General features: G+C 72.7%; 18 protein-coding genes. 9 read left to right on the forward strand and 9 right to left on the reverse strand.

Translation table 11 applies throughout. The features are described from left to right. The first annotated feature begins 457 nt into the window (after positions 1-457). From AB0A90_RS26085 to AB0A90_RS26105, 5 genes are all read left to right on the forward strand, one after another. A complete protein-coding gene (locus AB0A90_RS26085) occupies positions 458-880 on the forward strand; it encodes a TOBE domain-containing protein (protein WP_357253073.1) in 423 nt (140 codons plus the stop codon). Next, positions 877-1,662: a molybdate ABC transporter substrate-binding protein gene (modA, locus tag AB0A90_RS26090; RefSeq protein ID WP_357253077.1), complete on the forward strand. Its 786-nt coding sequence runs from the start codon at positions 877-879 to the stop codon at positions 1,660-1,662. The genes AB0A90_RS26085 and modA overlap by 4 nt, the downstream gene beginning before the upstream one ends. Further along, entirely contained in the window at positions 1,659-2,474 is an 816-nt protein-coding gene (locus tag AB0A90_RS26095) for an ABC transporter permease (protein WP_357253080.1), read from the forward strand. The genes modA and AB0A90_RS26095 overlap by 4 nt, the downstream gene beginning before the upstream one ends. Continuing rightward, on the forward strand, positions 2,471-3,538 hold the full coding sequence (locus AB0A90_RS26100) for an ABC transporter ATP-binding protein (RefSeq protein WP_357253083.1): 1,068 nt from the start codon (positions 2,471-2,473) through the stop codon (positions 3,536-3,538). The genes AB0A90_RS26095 and AB0A90_RS26100 overlap by 4 nt, the downstream gene beginning before the upstream one ends. 138 nt (positions 3,539-3,676) lie before the next feature. Then, the gene (locus AB0A90_RS26105; protein ID WP_357253085.1) at positions 3,677-4,255 is read left to right on the forward strand and encodes a dihydrofolate reductase family protein; all 579 of its coding nucleotides are present in this window, start codon (positions 3,677-3,679) and stop codon (positions 4,253-4,255) included. On the opposite strand, the gene AB0A90_RS26110 is transcribed toward AB0A90_RS26105, so the two are convergent. The 5 genes from AB0A90_RS26110 to AB0A90_RS26130 form a co-directional block, all read right to left on the reverse strand. Then, positions 4,237-4,947 carry a helix-turn-helix domain-containing protein gene (locus AB0A90_RS26110; RefSeq protein WP_357253088.1) on the reverse strand — a complete coding sequence of 237 codons (711 nt, stop codon included), beginning with the start codon at positions 4,945-4,947 and terminating at the stop codon, positions 4,237-4,239. The genes AB0A90_RS26105 and AB0A90_RS26110 overlap by 19 nt on opposite strands. A gap of 82 nt (positions 4,948-5,029) precedes the next feature. Continuing rightward, a complete protein-coding gene (locus AB0A90_RS26115; protein ID WP_357253091.1) occupies positions 5,030-5,443 on the reverse strand; it encodes a type II toxin-antitoxin system Phd/YefM family antitoxin in 414 nt (137 codons plus the stop codon). Positions 5,444-5,484: 41 nt separating this feature from the next. After that, positions 5,485-6,057: a GNAT family protein gene (locus AB0A90_RS26120; RefSeq protein ID WP_357253094.1), complete on the reverse strand. Its 573-nt coding sequence runs from the start codon at positions 6,055-6,057 to the stop codon at positions 5,485-5,487. Between the two features lie 71 nt (positions 6,058-6,128). Continuing rightward, the gene (locus AB0A90_RS26125; protein ID WP_357253097.1) at positions 6,129-6,569 is read right to left on the reverse strand and encodes a hypothetical protein; all 441 of its coding nucleotides are present in this window, start codon (positions 6,567-6,569) and stop codon (positions 6,129-6,131) included. A gap of 33 nt (positions 6,570-6,602) precedes the next feature. Next, positions 6,603-7,883 carry a hypothetical protein gene (locus AB0A90_RS26130; RefSeq protein ID WP_357253100.1) on the reverse strand — a complete coding sequence of 427 codons (1,281 nt, stop codon included), beginning with the start codon at positions 7,881-7,883 and terminating at the stop codon, positions 6,603-6,605. Positions 7,884-8,058: 175 nt separating this feature from the next. Between AB0A90_RS26130 and AB0A90_RS26135 the strand changes: the two genes are divergently transcribed. Beyond that, on the forward strand, positions 8,059-9,621 hold the full coding sequence (locus AB0A90_RS26135) for an NAD(P)/FAD-dependent oxidoreductase (RefSeq protein WP_357253102.1): 1,563 nt from the start codon (positions 8,059-8,061) through the stop codon (positions 9,619-9,621). A gap of 94 nt (positions 9,622-9,715) precedes the next feature. Beyond that, entirely contained in the window at positions 9,716-10,252 is a 537-nt protein-coding gene (locus AB0A90_RS26140) for an alpha/beta hydrolase (RefSeq protein WP_357253105.1), read from the forward strand. Positions 10,253-10,256: 4 nt separating this feature from the next. Here AB0A90_RS26140 and AB0A90_RS26145 read toward each other — a convergent pair whose 3' ends face one another. Then, entirely contained in the window at positions 10,257-11,078 is an 822-nt protein-coding gene (locus tag AB0A90_RS26145) for an RNA methyltransferase (protein ID WP_357253437.1), read from the reverse strand. A gap of 184 nt (positions 11,079-11,262) precedes the next feature. Here AB0A90_RS26145 and AB0A90_RS26150 point away from each other — a divergent pair, with 184 nt between their 5' ends. Continuing rightward, on the forward strand, positions 11,263-12,288 hold the full coding sequence (locus AB0A90_RS26150) for a hypothetical protein (RefSeq protein ID WP_357253108.1): 1,026 nt from the start codon (positions 11,263-11,265) through the stop codon (positions 12,286-12,288). Positions 12,289-12,308: 20 nt separating this feature from the next. Here the strand turns inward: AB0A90_RS26150 and AB0A90_RS26155 are convergent, their stop codons facing one another. Together AB0A90_RS26155 and AB0A90_RS26160 are read right to left on the reverse strand one after the other, a co-directional pair. Then, complete coding sequence (locus AB0A90_RS26155) at positions 12,309-13,121, reverse strand: hypothetical protein (RefSeq protein WP_357253111.1); 813 nt, start codon at positions 13,119-13,121, stop codon at positions 12,309-12,311. Positions 13,122-13,156: 35 nt separating this feature from the next. After that, complete coding sequence (locus tag AB0A90_RS26160) at positions 13,157-13,738, reverse strand: GNAT family protein (protein ID WP_357253113.1); 582 nt, start codon at positions 13,736-13,738, stop codon at positions 13,157-13,159. 162 nt (positions 13,739-13,900) lie between these two features. On the opposite strand from AB0A90_RS26160, the gene AB0A90_RS26165 reads away from it, so the two are divergent. Beyond that, complete coding sequence (locus AB0A90_RS26165) at positions 13,901-15,010, forward strand: tetratricopeptide repeat-containing protein (RefSeq protein ID WP_357253116.1); 1,110 nt, start codon at positions 13,901-13,903, stop codon at positions 15,008-15,010. A gap of 16 nt (positions 15,011-15,026) precedes the next feature. Here AB0A90_RS26165 and AB0A90_RS26170 read toward each other — a convergent pair whose 3' ends face one another. Further along, positions 15,027-17,825, reverse strand: coding sequence for a CHAT domain-containing protein (locus AB0A90_RS26170; protein ID WP_357253118.1), 2,799 nt, complete (start codon positions 17,823-17,825; stop codon positions 15,027-15,029). Between the last annotated feature and the right edge of the window lie 14 nt (positions 17,826-17,839).

A 17,839-nucleotide genomic window follows, 5' to 3' on the forward strand; every position in this document is an offset into this window, starting at 1 on the left:
CCCCGCGCCCCGCGCCCCGCGCCCCGCGCCCCGCGCCCCGCGCCCCGCGCCCCGCGCCCCGCGCCAAGATCGTCACAACATCCCGGATGTTGCTGCCTCAGAGGCGCGCGAGGCAGCAACATCCGGGTAGTTGCGCGGGTCCTGATGACCAGCACCGTGCTCAGCCAGGCCCCGGGAGCGACTTCGGGCGGCTCACATCCGTTGGTCACGCTCGATCCTGGAAGTAGTGGCCTCACCAACACACCGATGCCACTACTTCCTGAATCGAGCACGATCTTGCGGCGAGGGCGCCGAGGGACCGAGACGTGCGAGGGGCGAGACGGGCGAGGGGCGAGACGGGCGGAGGCGGTGCGTCTCGGGCTCGCTGCCGCAACTGCTGACGTTGACGCCCCTTTCCTGCGCAGATGATGGCGTGGGGGTCTTATGGGCTCGCATCTGCGGGCGCTAGGGTGAGCGGGTGACGACGTACCGGATCGGGGAGGCCGCCGACCTGCTCGGCGTCAGCGCCGACACCATCCGGCGCTGGGTGGACGCCGGGCGGCTGACGGCCGGGCGCGACGAGCACGGCCACCGGGTGATCGACGGGGTCGACCTGGCCGTGTTCGCCCGGGCCCAGGCCGGCGACCCGGACGCGGGCGCCGAGTTCTCCTCGGCCCGTAACCGGCTGCGCGGCATCGTCGTCGACGTTCGCAAGGACACGGTGATGGCTCAGGTCGACATCCAGGCCGGCCCGTTCCGCGTCGTGTCGCTGATGAGCCGGGAGGCGGTCGACGAGCTGGACCTGCGGGTCGGGTCGATGGCCGTCGCGGTGATCAAGTCGACCACGGTGGTGGTGGAGCGGGCCGCACCCGCCCCGAGCAGGGGAAGGTCGGCGGGATGAGCGCGCGGGCGCTGCGCGCGGTGGTGGTCGTACTCGTGGCGGTGGCCGTCGCCGGCTGCGGCGCGAGCGGCGACCAAGCCTCCGGTGGTGCCGTCGACGGCCGGGTCACCGGCCGGGTGACGGTTTTCGCGGCCGCCTCGTTGACCGAGTCGTTCCGCCGCATCGGTAAGGACTTCGAGGCCGCCAACCCCGGCAGCACCGTGACTCTCAACGTGGCCGGCAGCTCCGCGCTGGCCAACCAGATCAACCAGGGTGCGCCGGCGGACGTGTTCGCCTCCGCCGCCCCGGCGAACATGGCCACGGTCACCGCGGCGGGCAACGCCGACGGCACGCCGACAACTTTCGCCCGCAACCAGTTGGTGATCGCGGTGCCCCGCGGCAACCCGGCAGGCGTGACCGGGTTGGCCGACCTGAGCAGGTCCGACGTGAAGGTGGCGCTCTGCGCCAGCCAGGTGCCCTGCGGGGCGGCCGCCCGCACCGCCCTGGACACGGCCGGCGTCGCGCTGACCCCGGTGACCCTGGAGCAGGACGTCAAGGGCGCGCTCGCCAAGGTGAGGCTCGGTGAGGTCGACGCGGCCCTGGTCTACCGCACGGACGCACGAGCGGCGAGCGCCGACGTGACCGGGGTGGAGTTTCCCGAGTCGGCGCGGGCGGTCAACGACTACCCGATCGTCGCGCTGAGGGACGCCCCGAATCCGGCCGGCGCGAAGGCCTTCGTCGCGTACGTCCGCTCGGCGCCGGCGCAGGCGGTCCTCGCCGAGGCCGGTTTTCAGGCGCCATGAGTCGGGTCCTCGAGCACGCCGCGCCCCGACGGCGGGGGCGGGTGCCGATCGCGCTGCTGATCCCCGCCGGGTTGGGGCTGCTCTTCCTCGTCCTCCCGCTCGTCGGTCTGGTGATCCGGGCGCCCTGGGCGACCCTGCCACAACGGCTCACCACGCCGGGGGCGCTGACCGCGCTGCGGCTGTCGGTGCAGACCGCGACCCTGGCCACCGCGCTCTGCCTGCTGCTCGGGGTGCCGCTCGCGTGGGTGCTGGCCCGGGTCGAGTTTCCCGGCCGGCGACTGGTCCGCGCGCTGGTCACCGTGCCACTGGTGTTGCCGCCGGTCGTCGGCGGGGTGGCGCTGTTGCTGGTCTTCGGCCGGCGGGGGCTGCTCGGCGGTTGGCTGGACGCCACGTTCGGCATCACCCTGCCCTTCACCACCGCGGGCGTCGTGGTGGCCGAGTCGTTCGTCGCCATGCCGTTCCTGGTCATCGCGGTGGAGGGGGCGCTGCGCGCCGCCGACCACCGTTACGAGGAGGCCGCCGCCACCCTGGGTGCGGGCCGGTGGACCACCTTCACCCACGTCACGTTGCCGCTGGTGGCACCGGGGCTGGCCGCCGGGGCGGTGCTCTGTTGGGCGCGGGCGTTGGGCGAGTTCGGTGCCACCATCACCTTCGCTGGCAACTATCCCGGTCGGACACAGACCATGCCGCTCGCGGTCTACCTGGCGTTGGAGACCGACCTGGAGTCCGCGATCGTGCTCAGCCTGGTGCTGCTCGTCGTGTCGGTGGGCATTCTGGTGGCGTTGCGGGACCGCTGGATGACCAGCGCATGAAGCCTGCGCTGCTCGACGCCCGGCTCGTCGTCGAGCGGGGCGCCTTCCGGCTGGACGTCCCGCTGCGCGTGGCGCCCGGTGAGGTGGTCGCGCTGCTCGGGCCGAACGGCGCCGGCAAGACCACCGCGCTGCGCGCGCTGGCCGGGCTGCATCCCCTCACCGCCGGGCACGTCACGCTCGACGGCGTCGACCTGGACCGCCCGGAGACGCGCGGATGGGTACCCACCGAGCGCCGGCCGATCGGCGTGGTCTTCCAGGACTACCTGCTGTTTCCGCACCTCAGTGCCCTGGACAATGTGGCGTTCGGGCCACGCCGGCACGGCGTGGACCGGCGGGGCGCGCGTGCCACCGCCCGGGACTGGCTCGCTCGGGTGGGGCTCGACGCGCAGGCGCACCGCCGTCCCCGACAACTCTCCGGTGGCCAGGCGCAGCGGGTGGCGCTGGCTCGCGCGCTGGCCGTCGCGCCGTCGCTGCTGCTGCTGGACGAGCCGCTCGCCGCGCTGGACGCGCGTACCCGGCTGGACACCCGCGCGGAGCTGCACCGGCACCTGTCCGCGCACCCGGGCGCCACGGTGCTGGTCACCCACGACCCGCTGGACGCCCTCGCGCTGGCCGACCGGCTGGTCATCGTCGAGGGTGGTCGGGTGGTCCAGGAGGGTGACGGACCGAGCGTCACCGCCCGGCCGCGCACCGACTACGTGGCCCGGCTGGTCGGGCTCAACCTCTACCGGGGCAGGGCCGAAGGACACGGGGTACGCGTCGCGCCGGCCCTGACCCTCACCGTCGCCGACCGGTTGGACGGCGAGGCCTTCGTGGCGTTCCGCCCCGCGGCGGTGGCCCTGCACCCGTCCCAGCCGGAGGGCAGCCCGCGCAACACCTGGGCGGGGACGGTGACCGGCGTGCAGCGGCACGGCGACAACCTACGGGTGCAGCTGGACGGGCCGATCGGGGTGGCCGCGGACGTCACGCCTGCCGCGGCCGCCCAACTGCGACTGATTCCCGGTCAGCGGGTCTGGGTGGCCGTCAAGGCAGCCGAGACGCACGCCTACCCGGCCACCGGCTGAACGTCGGGTCGCCACAGACACGGACGACGAGCCGGCCGCGGCGGTGGTGGGTCCGCTGTCGTTTTCGTCCAAGACAACCACCGCCGTCGCGATCTAGCGTGGACCCGGCAGCTCGCCCGAGCACGAGGAGACAGCACGATGCGCAATCTGGTCTACACCGGCTTCATGTCGCTCGACGGCGTCGTGGACTCGCCCGGCGGCGGCCCAACCGAGGAGCACCGCAGCGGTGGGTGGGTGTTCAAGGACCTCGAGTTCGTCCCGGAAGCCTGGTCGTTGAAGGGCGAGGAACTCGCCGACACGACGGCGTTGATGTTCGGCCGGCGCAGCTACGAGGCGTTCGCGCCGGTCTGGCCCGGCTCGGAGGACCACGCCGGCTACAAGGAGCTGCCCAAGTACGTCGTGTCGACCTCGCTGTCCGACGACGCCGTCGTCGACGGGTGGGGGCCGACCACGATCCTGCGCTCGACCGGGGACATCGCCGCGCTCAAGGAGAGCGAGGGCGGCGCGATCTTCATCCACGGGAGCGCGGAGCTGGCTCGGCGGCTGTCCGACGCGGGCTTGATCGACCAGTACAACCTGCTCGTCTTCCCCGTGTTGCTCGGTGCCGGCAAGAGCCTGTTCGGCCGGGCCGACCGGGACAAGCACATGCTGACGTTGCGGGAGTCGGAGAGTTACCCGAACGGGATCGTCAAGCTGGTCTACGACGTCCGGCGGTGATCCAGGTCGAGGGCGATCGCGCCGCCGGACCCCTCGCGCAACTGCCGGGCGGTGCGGCCGACGTAGGAGCGCAACGCTCGGGCCAGGTGCGGCTCGTCGAAGTAGTCGAGCTTGCCGACGACGTCGGCGGCCGGGTCGCCGGCAGCCAGTAACTCTGCCGCCGTGCGGGCACGCTCGATCTGCCGGACGGCGCTCCGCGTCAATCCGGTCGAGGCGCGGAACCGGCGTTCGAGCGTGCGCCCCGACACGGGCGGGCGGTGACCCCGCAGCACGTCGGCGACGAGCGCGTCACGGACCACGACCCCGGCCCGGACGAGACGGTCGACCAGAGCCTCGGCGTCGTCGGGAGAGGGCGTCTGCCAGTGCCCTCCGTCCAGCCAGAACGTCCGACGCGTGGTGTCGGGAAGCGCGATGCCACCGTCGGTCAGCGCCGAGGTGGGCACGGCCCGCAACGAGGTGCCCACGGCGAACTCGATGCCCGTGAAGGTCGCGCCCTCCGGCACCGGCGCCGTGCCGGTCCGGGTCTCGGGACCGGTGATGCCCGTGTGCGCCCGGCCGGCCTGTGTCCAGAACACCAGGCCCCACCGCACCCCCGCGACCGACGTCATCGCGGTGACCTGGTCGCTCGTGCAGGTCCAGACGGTGTCCACCCACGGCGAGTCCGATCCGCGTGTCGTGAACCGCAGCCCCACGGACGAAGGATACGGCGCCGCGCGCTCGCCGTGGCTCGCCAGCTGTGGAGGATCCCGCCGACAGCTGGCCGCGCGGACGCGGTCAGCCGGCGAGCAGGTCGTTGTGCGCCGCGCGCAGCCGGGCCAGCGTGGGGTCGCCGCCCGGGACGACCCGGCGATCCAACTCGGCCCACGCCTGCGCCAGCGCGGCGCGGATCGCGGCCAGCTCGGCGGCGTGCCGCTGGGTGCTGCGTCGGTGCTGCTCCTCGAGACGGCGTGCCCAGCCTGCGGTGACCGTGGCGAGCCGGTCGGCGTCGGCGCGGGCCTGGGCGCCGCTGCGCGCGGCTGCGGCGGGGACGATCGCGGCGACCGGGCGGGGATCGCCGTCGCGGGTAACGACGGTGACCGCGTCGGTCAGCTCGGCGAGCGCGACAAGCTGACTGAACCGGGTGCGCGCCTCACGCAGCGGCACGGAACGCGGCGGGTCGGGGTGGGGGGTGAGCGCGGGGACGGCCATGGATGAATGGTGCCGCCGGGGTACGACAAAACCCGCGGTCGTCAGTGGACAATGGTCGGCGGTGCGTCCGGTCCGGCCAGCCACTCGTCGGCCAGGACCGACCAGACCTCAAGGTCGATGCGGCCGTGCGGGCCTGGGCTGACCTGGCGGAGGGTGCCGTCGAGGCGCAAACCGAGCCGCGCCGCGAGTGCCCTGCTGCGGATGTTGTCGGCGGCGGTACGCCACTCGACCCGGTGGATGCCGCGCTCGCGGACGGCCCAGTCGACGATCCGGCGGATCGCCGGGGCGACCATTCCCCTTCCCTGCGCGGCCGGTTCCACCCAGCAACCCGCCTCGCAGACGCCCCGGGTCGCGTCGAACGACACGAACATGACGCCGCCGACGAGCGTGCCGCGCCACCACAGCCCCCAGATGCCGCCGGTGTCGCTGGCCCACCGGTCGGCGTACCGCTGCAACACCGCGCGGGCCGACGGCAGGTCGGTGGCGACGAACGACGGCGCCACCCAGGGCTGGATGTGCTCCCGCGCCCGATCCAGGTGGGCGAGGAACTCCTCGGCCCGCCACGGGTCCAGCGGGCGCAGCTCGACCTCCTCGGTCAGCGGCAGGGCGAACACCGGGCCTCCAGTCAGATGCGGGAAAACAGCCTCGCACAGGCCCCACGCATGTGCCCGCGCCGGGCACGCGCTCAGGTCGGCAGATGGGTACGCAGCGCCGCGAACTGCGCCACGGTCAGGTACGACGGGTTGGCGGCCTGCGGTTGGCGGAACACCTCCAGGGCGGCGAGCCGCCCATCGGCGCGTAGTCGTTGCCGGGGCACCCGGTCCCCTTCGGCGAGGATGGGCAGGTCCAGTGGCACCGACCAGGGCTGCCCCGGTGGCCCCGGCTCGGCCGGCCCGGTGACCCGACCGATCCCCCACAGCCCGTAGGGCAGTCGACCACGACTGCCGCTGGCCCAGAAGACGATCGCCTGTCCGGCGCTCATCATCCGCGCCCGGTAGCCGGGGCGTACGCACCAGCTGGTCACCCGGGGACCCTGGGCGAACCGGGCGGTCAGGTCGACCTGGTCGGCGTTGCCCTTGATCAGCCAGGCCCCGAGGTTGTCGAGGCGGACCCGCGGCTCGGTCACCGCGTCATTCTGCCCCGTCGGCGGCCGGCCCAATCAGATGATCATGTGGGTCCAGTAGGTGAGCCAGAGCACGAACAGCACGCCCTGCACCACGGCGAGCGTCGCGGTCAGCCAGAGGTCGACGCCGCCGTGGCGGGCCCAGCGGGCCAGCACCAGGGCCACCGGGAACGCGGCGAGCAGGTAGCGCAGCAGGCTCCGGTACACCGCCGGGCCGATCGACAGCGGCACCAGCACCATGAGGACGCCGTACACCAGGTAGGCCACCTCCCGGCGGCGGAACCCGGCGACCAGCACGGCCAACACGGCCACGGCGAAGAGGACCCGCGCGGCGTCGCGGGGCTCCCCGGTCAGCCCGTTCAGCAGCACCGGCACCGGGTTCTGCGTCTCGATGCCCCATCCGGTCCGTTGCGCGTGCTGGTAGGCGAACCAGTCGCCGCCGCGCCACCGGCAGAACGCCATGAAGGTGAACCAGCCGGCGGGCAGCAGCAGCAACGGCCAGCCGATTCGCAGACAGCCGAGCAGGGCGCGGGGGCCGAGCCGCCAGTCGTGCTGACGCAGCAGGACCAGGGCCAGCGGCAGCGCGACGAGCAGGCCGACGGAGCGGCTCATCGCCAGGAAGTAGCCGAGCACACCGACCAGCAGCCACTGGCGTCGCTCGGCGTGGTAGAAAGCGGCCAACGCGAGACAGACGAAGAGCGACTCGGTCAACGCGGCCTGGAACAGGAACGCGGTCGGCAGCAGCACGAGGTACCTGGTGAAGCGGCGGGCCGCGGGTACGTCGCCGAGCAGCACCTCGGCGAGCCGGTAGCCGTACCAGAGCGCCAGCAGGAACGCGACGTTGCTGATCACCAGCAGGGCCAGCGCATTGTCGCCGCCGAGCAGCGCGCCGACCGGCCGGGCCAGGAACGGGTAGAGCAGCGGGAAGCCGAAGTCCCGCCACGGCCCGGTCAGGGGCAGCTCGCTCAGCCGCAGGTAGAGCAGCCCGTCCCAGGCGAACCAGAGGGAGATCCACCGGTGCCCGGAGATCTCGCGCTGCTGGGCCCACATCAGCGCCTCGTCGGGCGGCGGCGCCCCGGGCACGTCGTCCCAGGCGTGCAGGACCAGCAACCCGAGCAGGGTCAGCAGCAGTTTCGCGCCGAGGAACAGGCCGATCACGTACGGCCAGGGCGCCGGCACCCGACGGACCGCGCGCGCTCCGGCACGGCCGGCAGCGGCCACCAGGCCGGCACGGCCGGCAGCGGCCACCAGGCCGGCGCGCCCGGCAGCGCCCAGTCGGACGGCCAGCGTCGCCGCGCCGCTCCGCCACCGGTGCATCCGCCCCGCCCCCCGGTTCGCCGGCCCACCCGCCGCTCAGGAGTGTGGTCCAACCCGTTGTACGCCGCCAGACGCCACTCCGGAGTGGAATCGATCGTTGACCGGGAGTGACATTCGGCGCAGAACGGGTAGGCGCGGCGCCACCGACGATCAGCAGAGCGGGGAGTGCGGCAGCATGGGCGAGCAGCACGGCACGGTGGTCATCGGCGCGGGGCCCGCGGGGCTCACGGCGGCGTACGAACTGCTCCGGCACGGCCGGACGGTCCGGGTCTTCGAGGCCGACGAGGTGGTCGGCGGGATCAGCCGGACCGTGGAACGCGACGGGTGGCGGTTCGACATCGGCGGGCACCGGTTCTTCACGAAGGTGCCCCGGGTGGAGGCGTTCTGGCACGAGATCCTGCCGGACGAGGACTTCCTGACCCGGCCCCGGATGAGCCGGATCTTCTACCGGGGCGCGCTGTTCAACTACCCGCTCAGCGCCGTCAACGCGCTGCGCAACCTGGGGCTGGCGGAGGCGGTCCGCTGCCTCGGCTCGTACGCCCACGCCCGGCTCCGGCCGCCACGCGACCAGTCGCACTTCGAGGGCTGGGTGTCGGCCCGGTTCGGCTGGCGGCTGTATTCGATCTTCTTCAAGACGTACACGGAGAAGGTCTGGGGAATGCCGGCGGACCGGTTGCAGGCGGACTGGGCCGCACAGCGGATCAAGAATTTGTCCCTGGCCACGGCGATCCGCAACGCGCTGCTGCCCCGGCGGCGACGCACGGACGTGACAAGCCTGATCGAGGAGTTCCAGTACCCGAAGTACGGGCCGGGGATGATGTGGGAGCGCTGCGCCGAGCAGGTGTGCCACCGGGGTGGGCAGGTGTCGACGGGCACCTGGGTCACCGCCGTGCACCGCGACCCGGGGCGACGGCGGGCGATCAGCGTGACGGTCAACGGCGCCGACGGGCAGCGTACCGAGCCAGCGGACCACGTGATCTCGTCGATGCCGATCTCGGAGCTGGTGTCCGTCCTGCGTCCGGCGGCGCCGCCGGAGGTGCTGGCCTGCGCCGCCGACCTGCGCTACCGCGACTTCCTGACGGTGGCGCTGGTGGTGCCCGCGGAGTTCTCGTTCCCGGACAACTGGATCTACGTGCACGATCCGGGGGTACGGGTGGGCCGGATCCAGAACTTCGGCTCCTGGTCGCCGTACCTCGTCAAGGACGGCCGTACCTGCCTCGGCCTGGAGTACTTCGTGTTCGAGGACGACGAGATGTGGCGTACCCCGGATGCCGACCTCGTGGCCCTGGCCACCGCGGAGCTCGAGCGGCTGGGGTTGGCGCGGCCCGGCGTGGTGGAGGCCGGCTACGTCGTGCGGATGCCGAAGGCCTACCCGGTGTACGACGAGCGCTACCAGCACAACGTGGACGTGATCCGGGCGTGGCTGGCCGAGGCGGTGCCGAACGTGCACCCGGTGGGGCGCAACGGCATGCACCGTTACAACAACCAGGACCACTCGATGCTGACCGCGATGCTCACGGTCGAGAACATCGCAACCGGCAGTACGCACGACGTCTGGACGGTCAACGTCGAGCAGGACTACCACGAGCAGTCCTCCGGTGGCGACCGGCGCGGCACGGGCCGGGACGCGCCGGTGCTGCCCAGCCGGATCGTCGCCGCCCCGATCGTCGCTCCCGTCGGGGCGCGCGCCGGCGGTGACGGTGACCGGGCCGCGCCGCTGCCGGCACCCGTGGACTGAGCGCCCGGCCGCCCTGCCGAATGCCGTGGGCGTCGCCTGCCCCGCCTCCGAGGATCACGTGGTTTGATCTGCACGTCGATCCGAAGGGGGCAGGGTGGGGCGCAGGGCGATCATCTTCCACGGGACCGGTGGCAACCCGGACGTCGTCTGGTACCGCTGGCTGGCGCGACGGTTGGAGGCCCGGGGCTACACCGTCGAGGTCCCGCACCACCCGGGCATCAACGTCGAACCGATCGCCACGTTCCTGCCGACGGTGCTCGACGGGCACCACTTCGACGAGGACACGATCCTGGTGGGCCACTCCGGTGGCGCGGCGCTCCTTCTGGCGCTCCTCGAACACGTCGACGTGACCGTGGCGCAGGCGATCCTGGTCGCCGGTTACTGCACCCGACCCAACACCAGCGAGGAACCGGTCCTGCAGCAGAGCTACGACTGGGCCGCGATCCGGTCCCACGTGCGCGACATCTACTTCATCAACTCACGCAAGGACCCGTACGGCTGCGACGACCGCCAGGGGCGCGCCATGTTCGAGCGGCTCGGGGGCACCCAGATCGTGCGCGACGACGGGCACTTCGGCGACTACGACCAGCCGTACGAGCGGTTCGAGCTGCTCGACCGGCTCATCCCCTGACCCGCTACCCGCGCGCCCTCTGCCGTGCCGATTCGTACAGGACGACGGATCCGGCGGTGGCGGCGTTCAGGGAGCTGGCCATGCCCACCATGGGTATCCGGATCAGGTGGTCGCAGGCGTCGCGCCACGCCGAACTCAGCCCGGACGTCTCGTTGCCGACCACCAGCAGCGTCGGCCGGGTGAAGTCGTACTCCGCCGCCTCCACCGCACCGCTCTCGTCGGTCCCCACCACCTGCACGTCGACGCCGTCCGCGCGGATGGCCTCGACCCAGTCGAGCACCGTCCGGTGGGAGGGCACCCGCACCGCGGGGACCGAGAAGAGTGAGCCCGTGCTGGCCCGAACCGACTTGGGGTCGTAGACGTCGGCGGCATGGCCGGTGACGATGACGCCCCGGGCGCCGAAGGCGTCCGCCGAGCGGACCAGCGTCCCGATGTTTCCGGGGCTGGTGGGCCTGTCGAACACGACCGCGAGCAGGTCGGGACCGGTCGGGATGCGACCGAGGTCGTCATCGGGCAACGCCACGACGGCGAGCAGTTCCGGGGCGACGTCCGCCTTGCCACCCAGCTCGAGCATCAGCTCGCCGGCAACGGCCACCTTCGTCGCGCGGGCCGCGTCGAGGGTCTCGTGCGCCCAGCTCGACAGGTGTGCGTCCGCGTTGTACAGGAGTTGGCGGACCTGCCACCCGAGCTGGGTCGCGAGCGTGATGGGTCGGACGCCCTGCACGAGGAACTCGCCGCTGCGCTGGCGCTTGGTGCGGTTGCCCAACAGCGCCTCCCACTGTTGGAACCGCGCATTGCGAGTTGTCACCCGTAGGACCGCCACCAACCCCGCCTCCATCGCGTCTGACCGTGCGCCGAGCGTACTGGGGTGGGCACCGCGGTCGGCACGCGCTCCGGCCGGAGTCGGCCCGGCCGTGGTCGTGCTCACCCCACGGCCACTCCCCCGGCCGGGGCAGGGGATCCCCTGCGCAGGGGAGGAGAGACGACCCATCGCCAGAGATCATCGGTCCATGACGGTCCCCGTGGTCGCCCACCTCCGGCCCCGCTCGCCCGGATCTCGCGGGCAGCTGTGGGTACCACCGGCCGCCGCGCTGTGGGTCACCGCGTACGCGGTCGTGCACGCCTGGTGGGCGCTCCGGGGCGCGCCCCGATTCGCCGAGCCGGGCGAATCCTTCTTCCCCGGCGGGTGGCTTCCGGTGGTGCCCGCGGTGCTGTCGGCGGCGGCGATCCTGCTGATCAGCTCGGGCGTCGAACACGACCGGAGCACGAGCGTCCGTTGGACGCTGGCCGTACTCGGCTGGGTGTCCGGTGTGTCGATGGTCCTGTACTCGTTCATGGTCCCGCTGACCCTCCTGATGATCCTCGGCGGCCTGTTCGGGATGGATCTGGACGCGATGGACTGGGTGACGCTGCTGGCACAGGGCAGTGGCGCCCTGGGCGGCGCCCTGACCATCGTCACCGCCAACGCCGAGCAGCGGCGGGCACGCGGGGCCTGCCACCGCTGCGGTCGGGTTCACGGCCGCCGGCCCGAGGGGCGGGACGCTCCGACGCCATCCTGGGCGTGGTTCGCCGGATACCTGACGGTCGCCGCCTGCCTGGCGCGCTTCACCGCCGAGCGGGTGCACGGCTTCCTGTCGAGCAAGGCACCGGAGATCCCCTGGACCTTCATGATCACTTTCGTCGTCCTGATGCTCCTCGCGGGCACACTGTTGCCGCTGGCGTTGGTACACCGCTGGGGCCGGATCTGGCCCGGCTGGGTCCTGCCGCTCGCCGGCCGAAAGGTCCCACGTTGGCTGGTGGCCGGCCCCGGACTCTTCGTCGGCGCGGGCCTCACCACCTATTTCGGTATCGCCGGCATGACCGCCTGGGCCACCGGCGACAACGTGGACGGGCCGGCGTGGTTCCTGGCCGTCGTGCTGCCGGCGTACACGCTGTGGGGTCTGGGACTGCTGGTCGCCGCCGGCTCGTACCTCAGCCTGACCAAACCCGAGTGCACGCTGAGTCGAACGAGCGCTCCCCGGGCCGCATCTCGGTAAACGGGTCTCGGGGCGAGCCCTCAGCGCGGCAGGTGCGTCCAGTACGCCACCGTGGCGTCGTCCGGGACCTGGCCGTCGGGGTCGGCTTCGGCTTCGGCCTCCCGGACGGCCCGGATGACGCCGGCCGGGCCGTGGGCGGCGAGCAGGGCCAGCACGCCGGGCCAGTCGGTCCGCCCGTACGGATCGACGATCCGGCTGGCGCCGTTGCTGAGCAGCGCGATGCCGAACAGGTCGGCAAGGGACCGACTGCCGGTCACCGCCTCCCGGGCCGCGTGCGGGTCGTCCTTGGCGATCCAGTAGCCGCCCGGCCGGTTCCGGCGGGCACGCAGCGCGCTGGCACAGGAGGCGCGAATGCGGTCGTACTCGGGCGTGTCCCGAGCTACACCGCTCAGCGGGACGGAACAGTCGCGCCGGGCGATCACCTCACGCTCGTCGGTGATCACCTGCGGGCCGCCGTGGGCCTGGTCGAGGACGAGATAGGAATCCGCGAGGAGCAGGTAGTCGAGCCGACCCCGATGGACGCGGGCCAGCACGACTGTCGCCTGCGGGCTGCTGGGATCCGCGATGTCGCAGCTGTGCCGGTGCGCGGCGGCGATCTCGTCGATGGCGGTGGCGAGGACGGTCGCGAGGTCCCGGCCGTCGTCGGGCGACAACCGGCCGAGCAGCGCGCCGCCGAGGCGATGGGTGTACCAGGCAACCCCGTGGCGGCAGAGCGACTCCGCTCCCGGGATGCCCGCGCCGTCCAACAGGACGACAGCACCCGGCACCGCGCCGACGAAGTCCTCGTTGCGCCGGTTGGCCCTGCCGGGGCTCGTCGCCATGCTGACGTGCACTCTCGAACTCCTGACGTCCCGGCCGTCGATCCCCGTCAGGGGTGGCCCTGGTGCAGGGCCCACTCGTGCTCGAGAATCGACATGTCGTGGGCGTCGATCCAATCGTCGTCAAAGCGCAGGGCGTGGCGGCGGGTGCCTTCGTGGACGAAGCCGACTTTCTCGTACACGTGGCGGGCGCGGGGGTTGAAGTCGAAGACCTCCAACCCGACCCGGTGCATTTCGAGCTGGCCGAAGGCGTAGCCGAGCAGCAGCCGGGTCGCCTCGGTGCCCAGGCCACGATCGCGCCCCTCCGGCCCGATGAGGGTACGGAAGCTGACGCTGCGGGCGTCGGGGTCGTGACAGTTGAGGACGACCTCGCCGACCAGGGCGCCTGTCGCGTTGTCCACGATGGCCAGGTCCAGCCGGTCGTCGGTGGCGCCTCGGGAGCCGTACCAGTCGCGGCTGACCTCCAGCGGCGGGGCCTCCCCCAGCTCCGCGCTGCTGCTGACACTGCCGGTGAGCCGGGCCACCTCGGGATCGATCATGATCGCGGTCATCGCCTCGGCGTCATCGGCGGTCACGGGCCGCAACGTGACCAGACGCCCGGTCAGGGTCGGCTTGTGGCTGAGATTCGTCATTGACCTACCCCCGTGGCCGCGTGAACGAGAACTCACCATACGTCGTCGCCATTCCGGGCGTCCGGCTCCCAGCTGCCGAGGGATGACGGGGCGGAACATTGACACGTAGTCTGCTGTCGATGACGGGCCGTGTGGTTGTCGACACTGCGGGAGGTGCGAGCGGTGGGCAGATGGTTCAACCGCGGCCGTAAACGCGACGACGAGCCACCGCGCGAGTCGAAGCCGTCCGGCCCGGTCATCGAGATCACCGTCACCCAGGGCGGTCGTTCAAGCACCACGACCCTCGGTGGTCCGACCGCCTTCGGGTTGCAGTACCACGCCTACCACGAGCAGTACGGCGCGACCGACGCGCGAACGTTGGAGGCGGGGACCCTCTACGCGCAGGAGTTGATGCGCGACAACGACATCGACGAGGCCGTGGCCCTCTATCAGGAGGTCGTGGCGTTGCGCAGCTCGGCGCTCGGGCCGGAGCATCCGGACACCCTGCGCAGCAAGCACAGCCTGGCCTTCGCGCTCTGGCAGCGCGGCTCCCACGCCGAGGCGCAGCGCGTGCAACGGGACGCCTACGAGGCGCGGCGCCGGGTGCTGGGCGACGACGACGTCGAGACGTTGCGCAGCGGCAACAACCTCGGCTGGCTGCTGATCGAGCTGGGTCGGATGGACGAGGCCGAGCCGCTGCTGCGGCGGGTCGCCGACGGCATGGCCCGGACGCTGGGCCGAGACGACCCGGACACCCTGACCTGCCAGATGAAGCTGGCCGGGCTCCAGCACCTACAGGGCCGCAGCCAAGAGGCCGAACGGGCTCTGCGGGACGTGGCCCGGCGGCTGAGCCGGGCGGTGGGGTCCACGAACCCGGTGACGCTGCAGGCCCGCAGCAACCTGCTGGTCGTCCTGCTCGACAACGGCCGGGCGGCCGAGGCGGTCGACGCGGCCCGGTCACTGGCGGACGACGCCGGTCGAGTCCTGAGTAACACCGACGGCGTACTCCTGCACGCCCGGCACTCCCTGGCCCGAGCGTTGGACGGAGTGGGCCGGCGGGCCGAGGCGATCCGGTTGCTGGCGGACACGGTGCCGGACAGTGAACGGGGTCGCGGCGTCGACCATCCCGCGACCCTGGAGATGCGGACGCTCTTCGCCCTGCTGCTGGTCGAGGCGGGTGACCGGCGGGCGGGCCAGGAGGCACGGGCCGCGCTGGCCGGGTGCGAACGCGTACACGGCCCGACCCATCCCCACACGGAGAAGGCCCGGGCGCTGGTCCGGCGCACCCGCTGACGCCGACGGGCGGTGGTCAGCCGCCGGTGTGGATGTGCGCCGCCCACAGCGTCGGTGCCAGCGGGTAGCGGTCCCGCAGCGCCCGCACGGCCGCGTGCAGCGCGTACGCCGCCGCCCCGGTCGCGTCGCCGTGCTGGTAGAAGGCGGTGGTCAGGGCGAGGGAGACCGCGTCGTCGATCTCCCACAGGGTGCCGATGACGTGCCGGAATCCGGCGAGCTGGAAGGCGCCGGTGATGTGCAGTGCCTCGTCGACGAGGGTCGGCGGGGCCTGGGCGGTGGCGCAGGCCGACAGGAAGGCGAACTCCGCGTCCAGGTCGAGCTGGGACACGTCGGCCACGGTGAGGGGGCTGTCCTGGTGGTCGTGGACGAGCAGTCGGCCCTGCGCCGGGTCGTGCGGGTCGGCCACCGCGTGGCACGCGAAGTGCGCGTAGGCCGAGCCGGCCAACCGGTCCAGGACGTGCTGCCGGGTGGCCGTCGCGTCCAGCCCCAGCCACGCTCCGGGCAGCGCCCCCGCCGCCGCCACGGCCTCGCGTTCGGCGCTGGGCAGCGCCTGCGGGCCGCCGGGGGTGGCGCGCATCGCCACGACGCAGGACCGGGCGTCGGGCCGGGACTGTCGCGGCCCGGTGCGTTTGCGGGCGAGCGCGGTCACGGTCGGGGTGTAGGAGGAGACCACCCGGTCGAGGGCGGATCGGCCGGCACCGGCCTGGGCGGCGTGCAGGGGGAAGAACGCCAGCGGGCCGACCGGGCACCACCAGACGCGGGGCAGCTCACCGGCCGCCCCGGGCGCGTCGATCCGGTCCAGCACCGGCCCGACGAGGGCATGCCACAACCATTCCAGTACGCCGGTGAGCACCGACTGGGCGCGCAGCCTGCTCCGCGCGTCCGCCGTCGGGTCGTACGCCGTGGTGGTGGCCTCCTGGAGCAGCCGTAGCTGCGTCATCGCGTCGGTCAGCGACAGATCCGGCAGCGGCAGCACCGTCACGCGGTGCTGCCGCAGGATGAGCGCGTCGCAGCGCAACTCGCTCGCGATCGGCACGATCACGGTCCCGTCGACCTGGTCGAGCAGCTGCCGCGCGCTGGGCGGGCACAGGAAGTCACCCAGGCCGGGCAGCTCCCGGATCGTCGCCAGCAGCACGTTCCACTCGGTTTCCCGGTCCCGGCCGAAGGTGGTGGGTCGGAGCGCTTCGGGGGCGGGCGCTTCGAAGTCCTGGCGCATCCGCTGGAAGTCGACCGCCAGACGCGGGTCGGCGCGTTGGAGCGCCGCCCACTCGCCGTCCGCCGTCAACCGCTGGTGCAGCAGCAGGCCCCGGCCACGTTCGAGCAGCTCCAGGGCGCGCTCCGGCTGCCCGGCGCCGATCGCGCAGGAGGCGGCCGTTGCTGCCAACCCGGCCGTCGAGCCGAGGTCGGCGTACTGGTCGTGGCGGGTACGCCCCCGGGAGGCCAGCCGGGGCAGCAACGTGATGGCCTCGTCGAAGGCCTCCGTCGCCTCGTCCCACCGGCCCAGCGTGGTCAGCGTGTAGGCCGCCTTGTCGAAGGCCTGGATCCGGACCGGCACGGCGCCGGAGTCGATGCGGCCGGCGGCGCGCGCCCGCTCGGCGGCCTCGGTGAGCAGGGCGGGCTCACCGGTACGCAGATAGGTTGCCCGCAACGCCTGGGCGATGGACAACCCGGTCTTGACACGCTGCGGATCGCGCGCGGGCAGGGCGTCGAGCGCCCTGCGCAGCAGGACGAGCGCTTCCTCCAGGTAGGCGGGCTCCCCGGTGGCGTCGTAGAGCAGCCGGAGGCTGTAGCCCAACTGGTCCAGGTACAGGGCGTGGTTGGCCTCGCCGCGGACGGAGAGTGCGAGCGCCCGGCGCAGCAGGCCGATCGCCGACTCCAGGGCGGAGATGTCGCCGGTCAGTTGGTGGGTCTTCATGCCGACGCTGGCGAGGCTGGCGAGCGCCATCCGATGTTCCGGATGCCCGTCTCCGACGGTGTTCAGCGCGGCGGTGAACTCCTCCCACGCCGGGCCGAGCAACTCGGCGCGGCCGGTGCGGTCGACCAGGGTGAGCAACGTCTGCCCGGCCAGGAAGCGCGGGCCGTTGCTCTGCGGGGTGTGCCCCCGCAGCACCGCGACGGCCCGCTCGGCATCGGCGGTGTGGGTGGTCCCGGCCGCCCTGGCCAGCAGGCACCGGGCTCGCAGCATGACGATCTGGTCCTGGTTGGGGCCGGTCGTGTCCACCGAGGACACCAGCTCCATCGCCTCGTCGACGTAGTCCTCCACCCCGGTGAGCTGGTGGGCGCGCAACAGCGCCTCCGCGTGGATGCCGCGCAACACGGGCCGGTGCTCCTCGCTGATCCACGACTCGGCCAGCTTGGCGATGGCCGTGAGCCGGTAGAGCGTGTCGACCGAGCCGTCGAAGGTGTGCCGGGCTCGATGGACCTGGCAGGTCTTGAGCATCAGCAACGCGCTGTTGCCGAGGTCGGCCGAGGCGTCCTCGGCGAACTGCAGATACTGCTCGGCGATGTCCAGTAGCTGCGGATCACTGTCGATCCGGGCTCTGGCCAGCAGCACATCGGTGTACGTGGCCAGCGCGCGGACACCGTGCGCCGTACCCAACTCCTCGGCCAGAAAGGAGTCGGCCATCGTGCGGATCGCGGCCTCCAGCACGACGGTGGCCTCGATCAGGTCCTCCCGCGCCTGGTCCGCGTGGTGCCTGTCGAGCAGCGCGGCCCCCAACTCCACCTGGGCCTCGGCCCACCGCCGGTCCCCACGCGGCTGCCCGGCCGCGGCCCGACGCCAGTGGTCGACGGCGTCCCCTGCGTAGCGGCTCACCGGCACACCTCCCC

It is taken from the genome of Micromonospora sp. NPDC049204 (genome assembly GCF_040647935.1).
Classification (GTDB): domain Bacteria; phylum Actinomycetota; class Actinomycetes; order Mycobacteriales; family Micromonosporaceae; genus Micromonospora.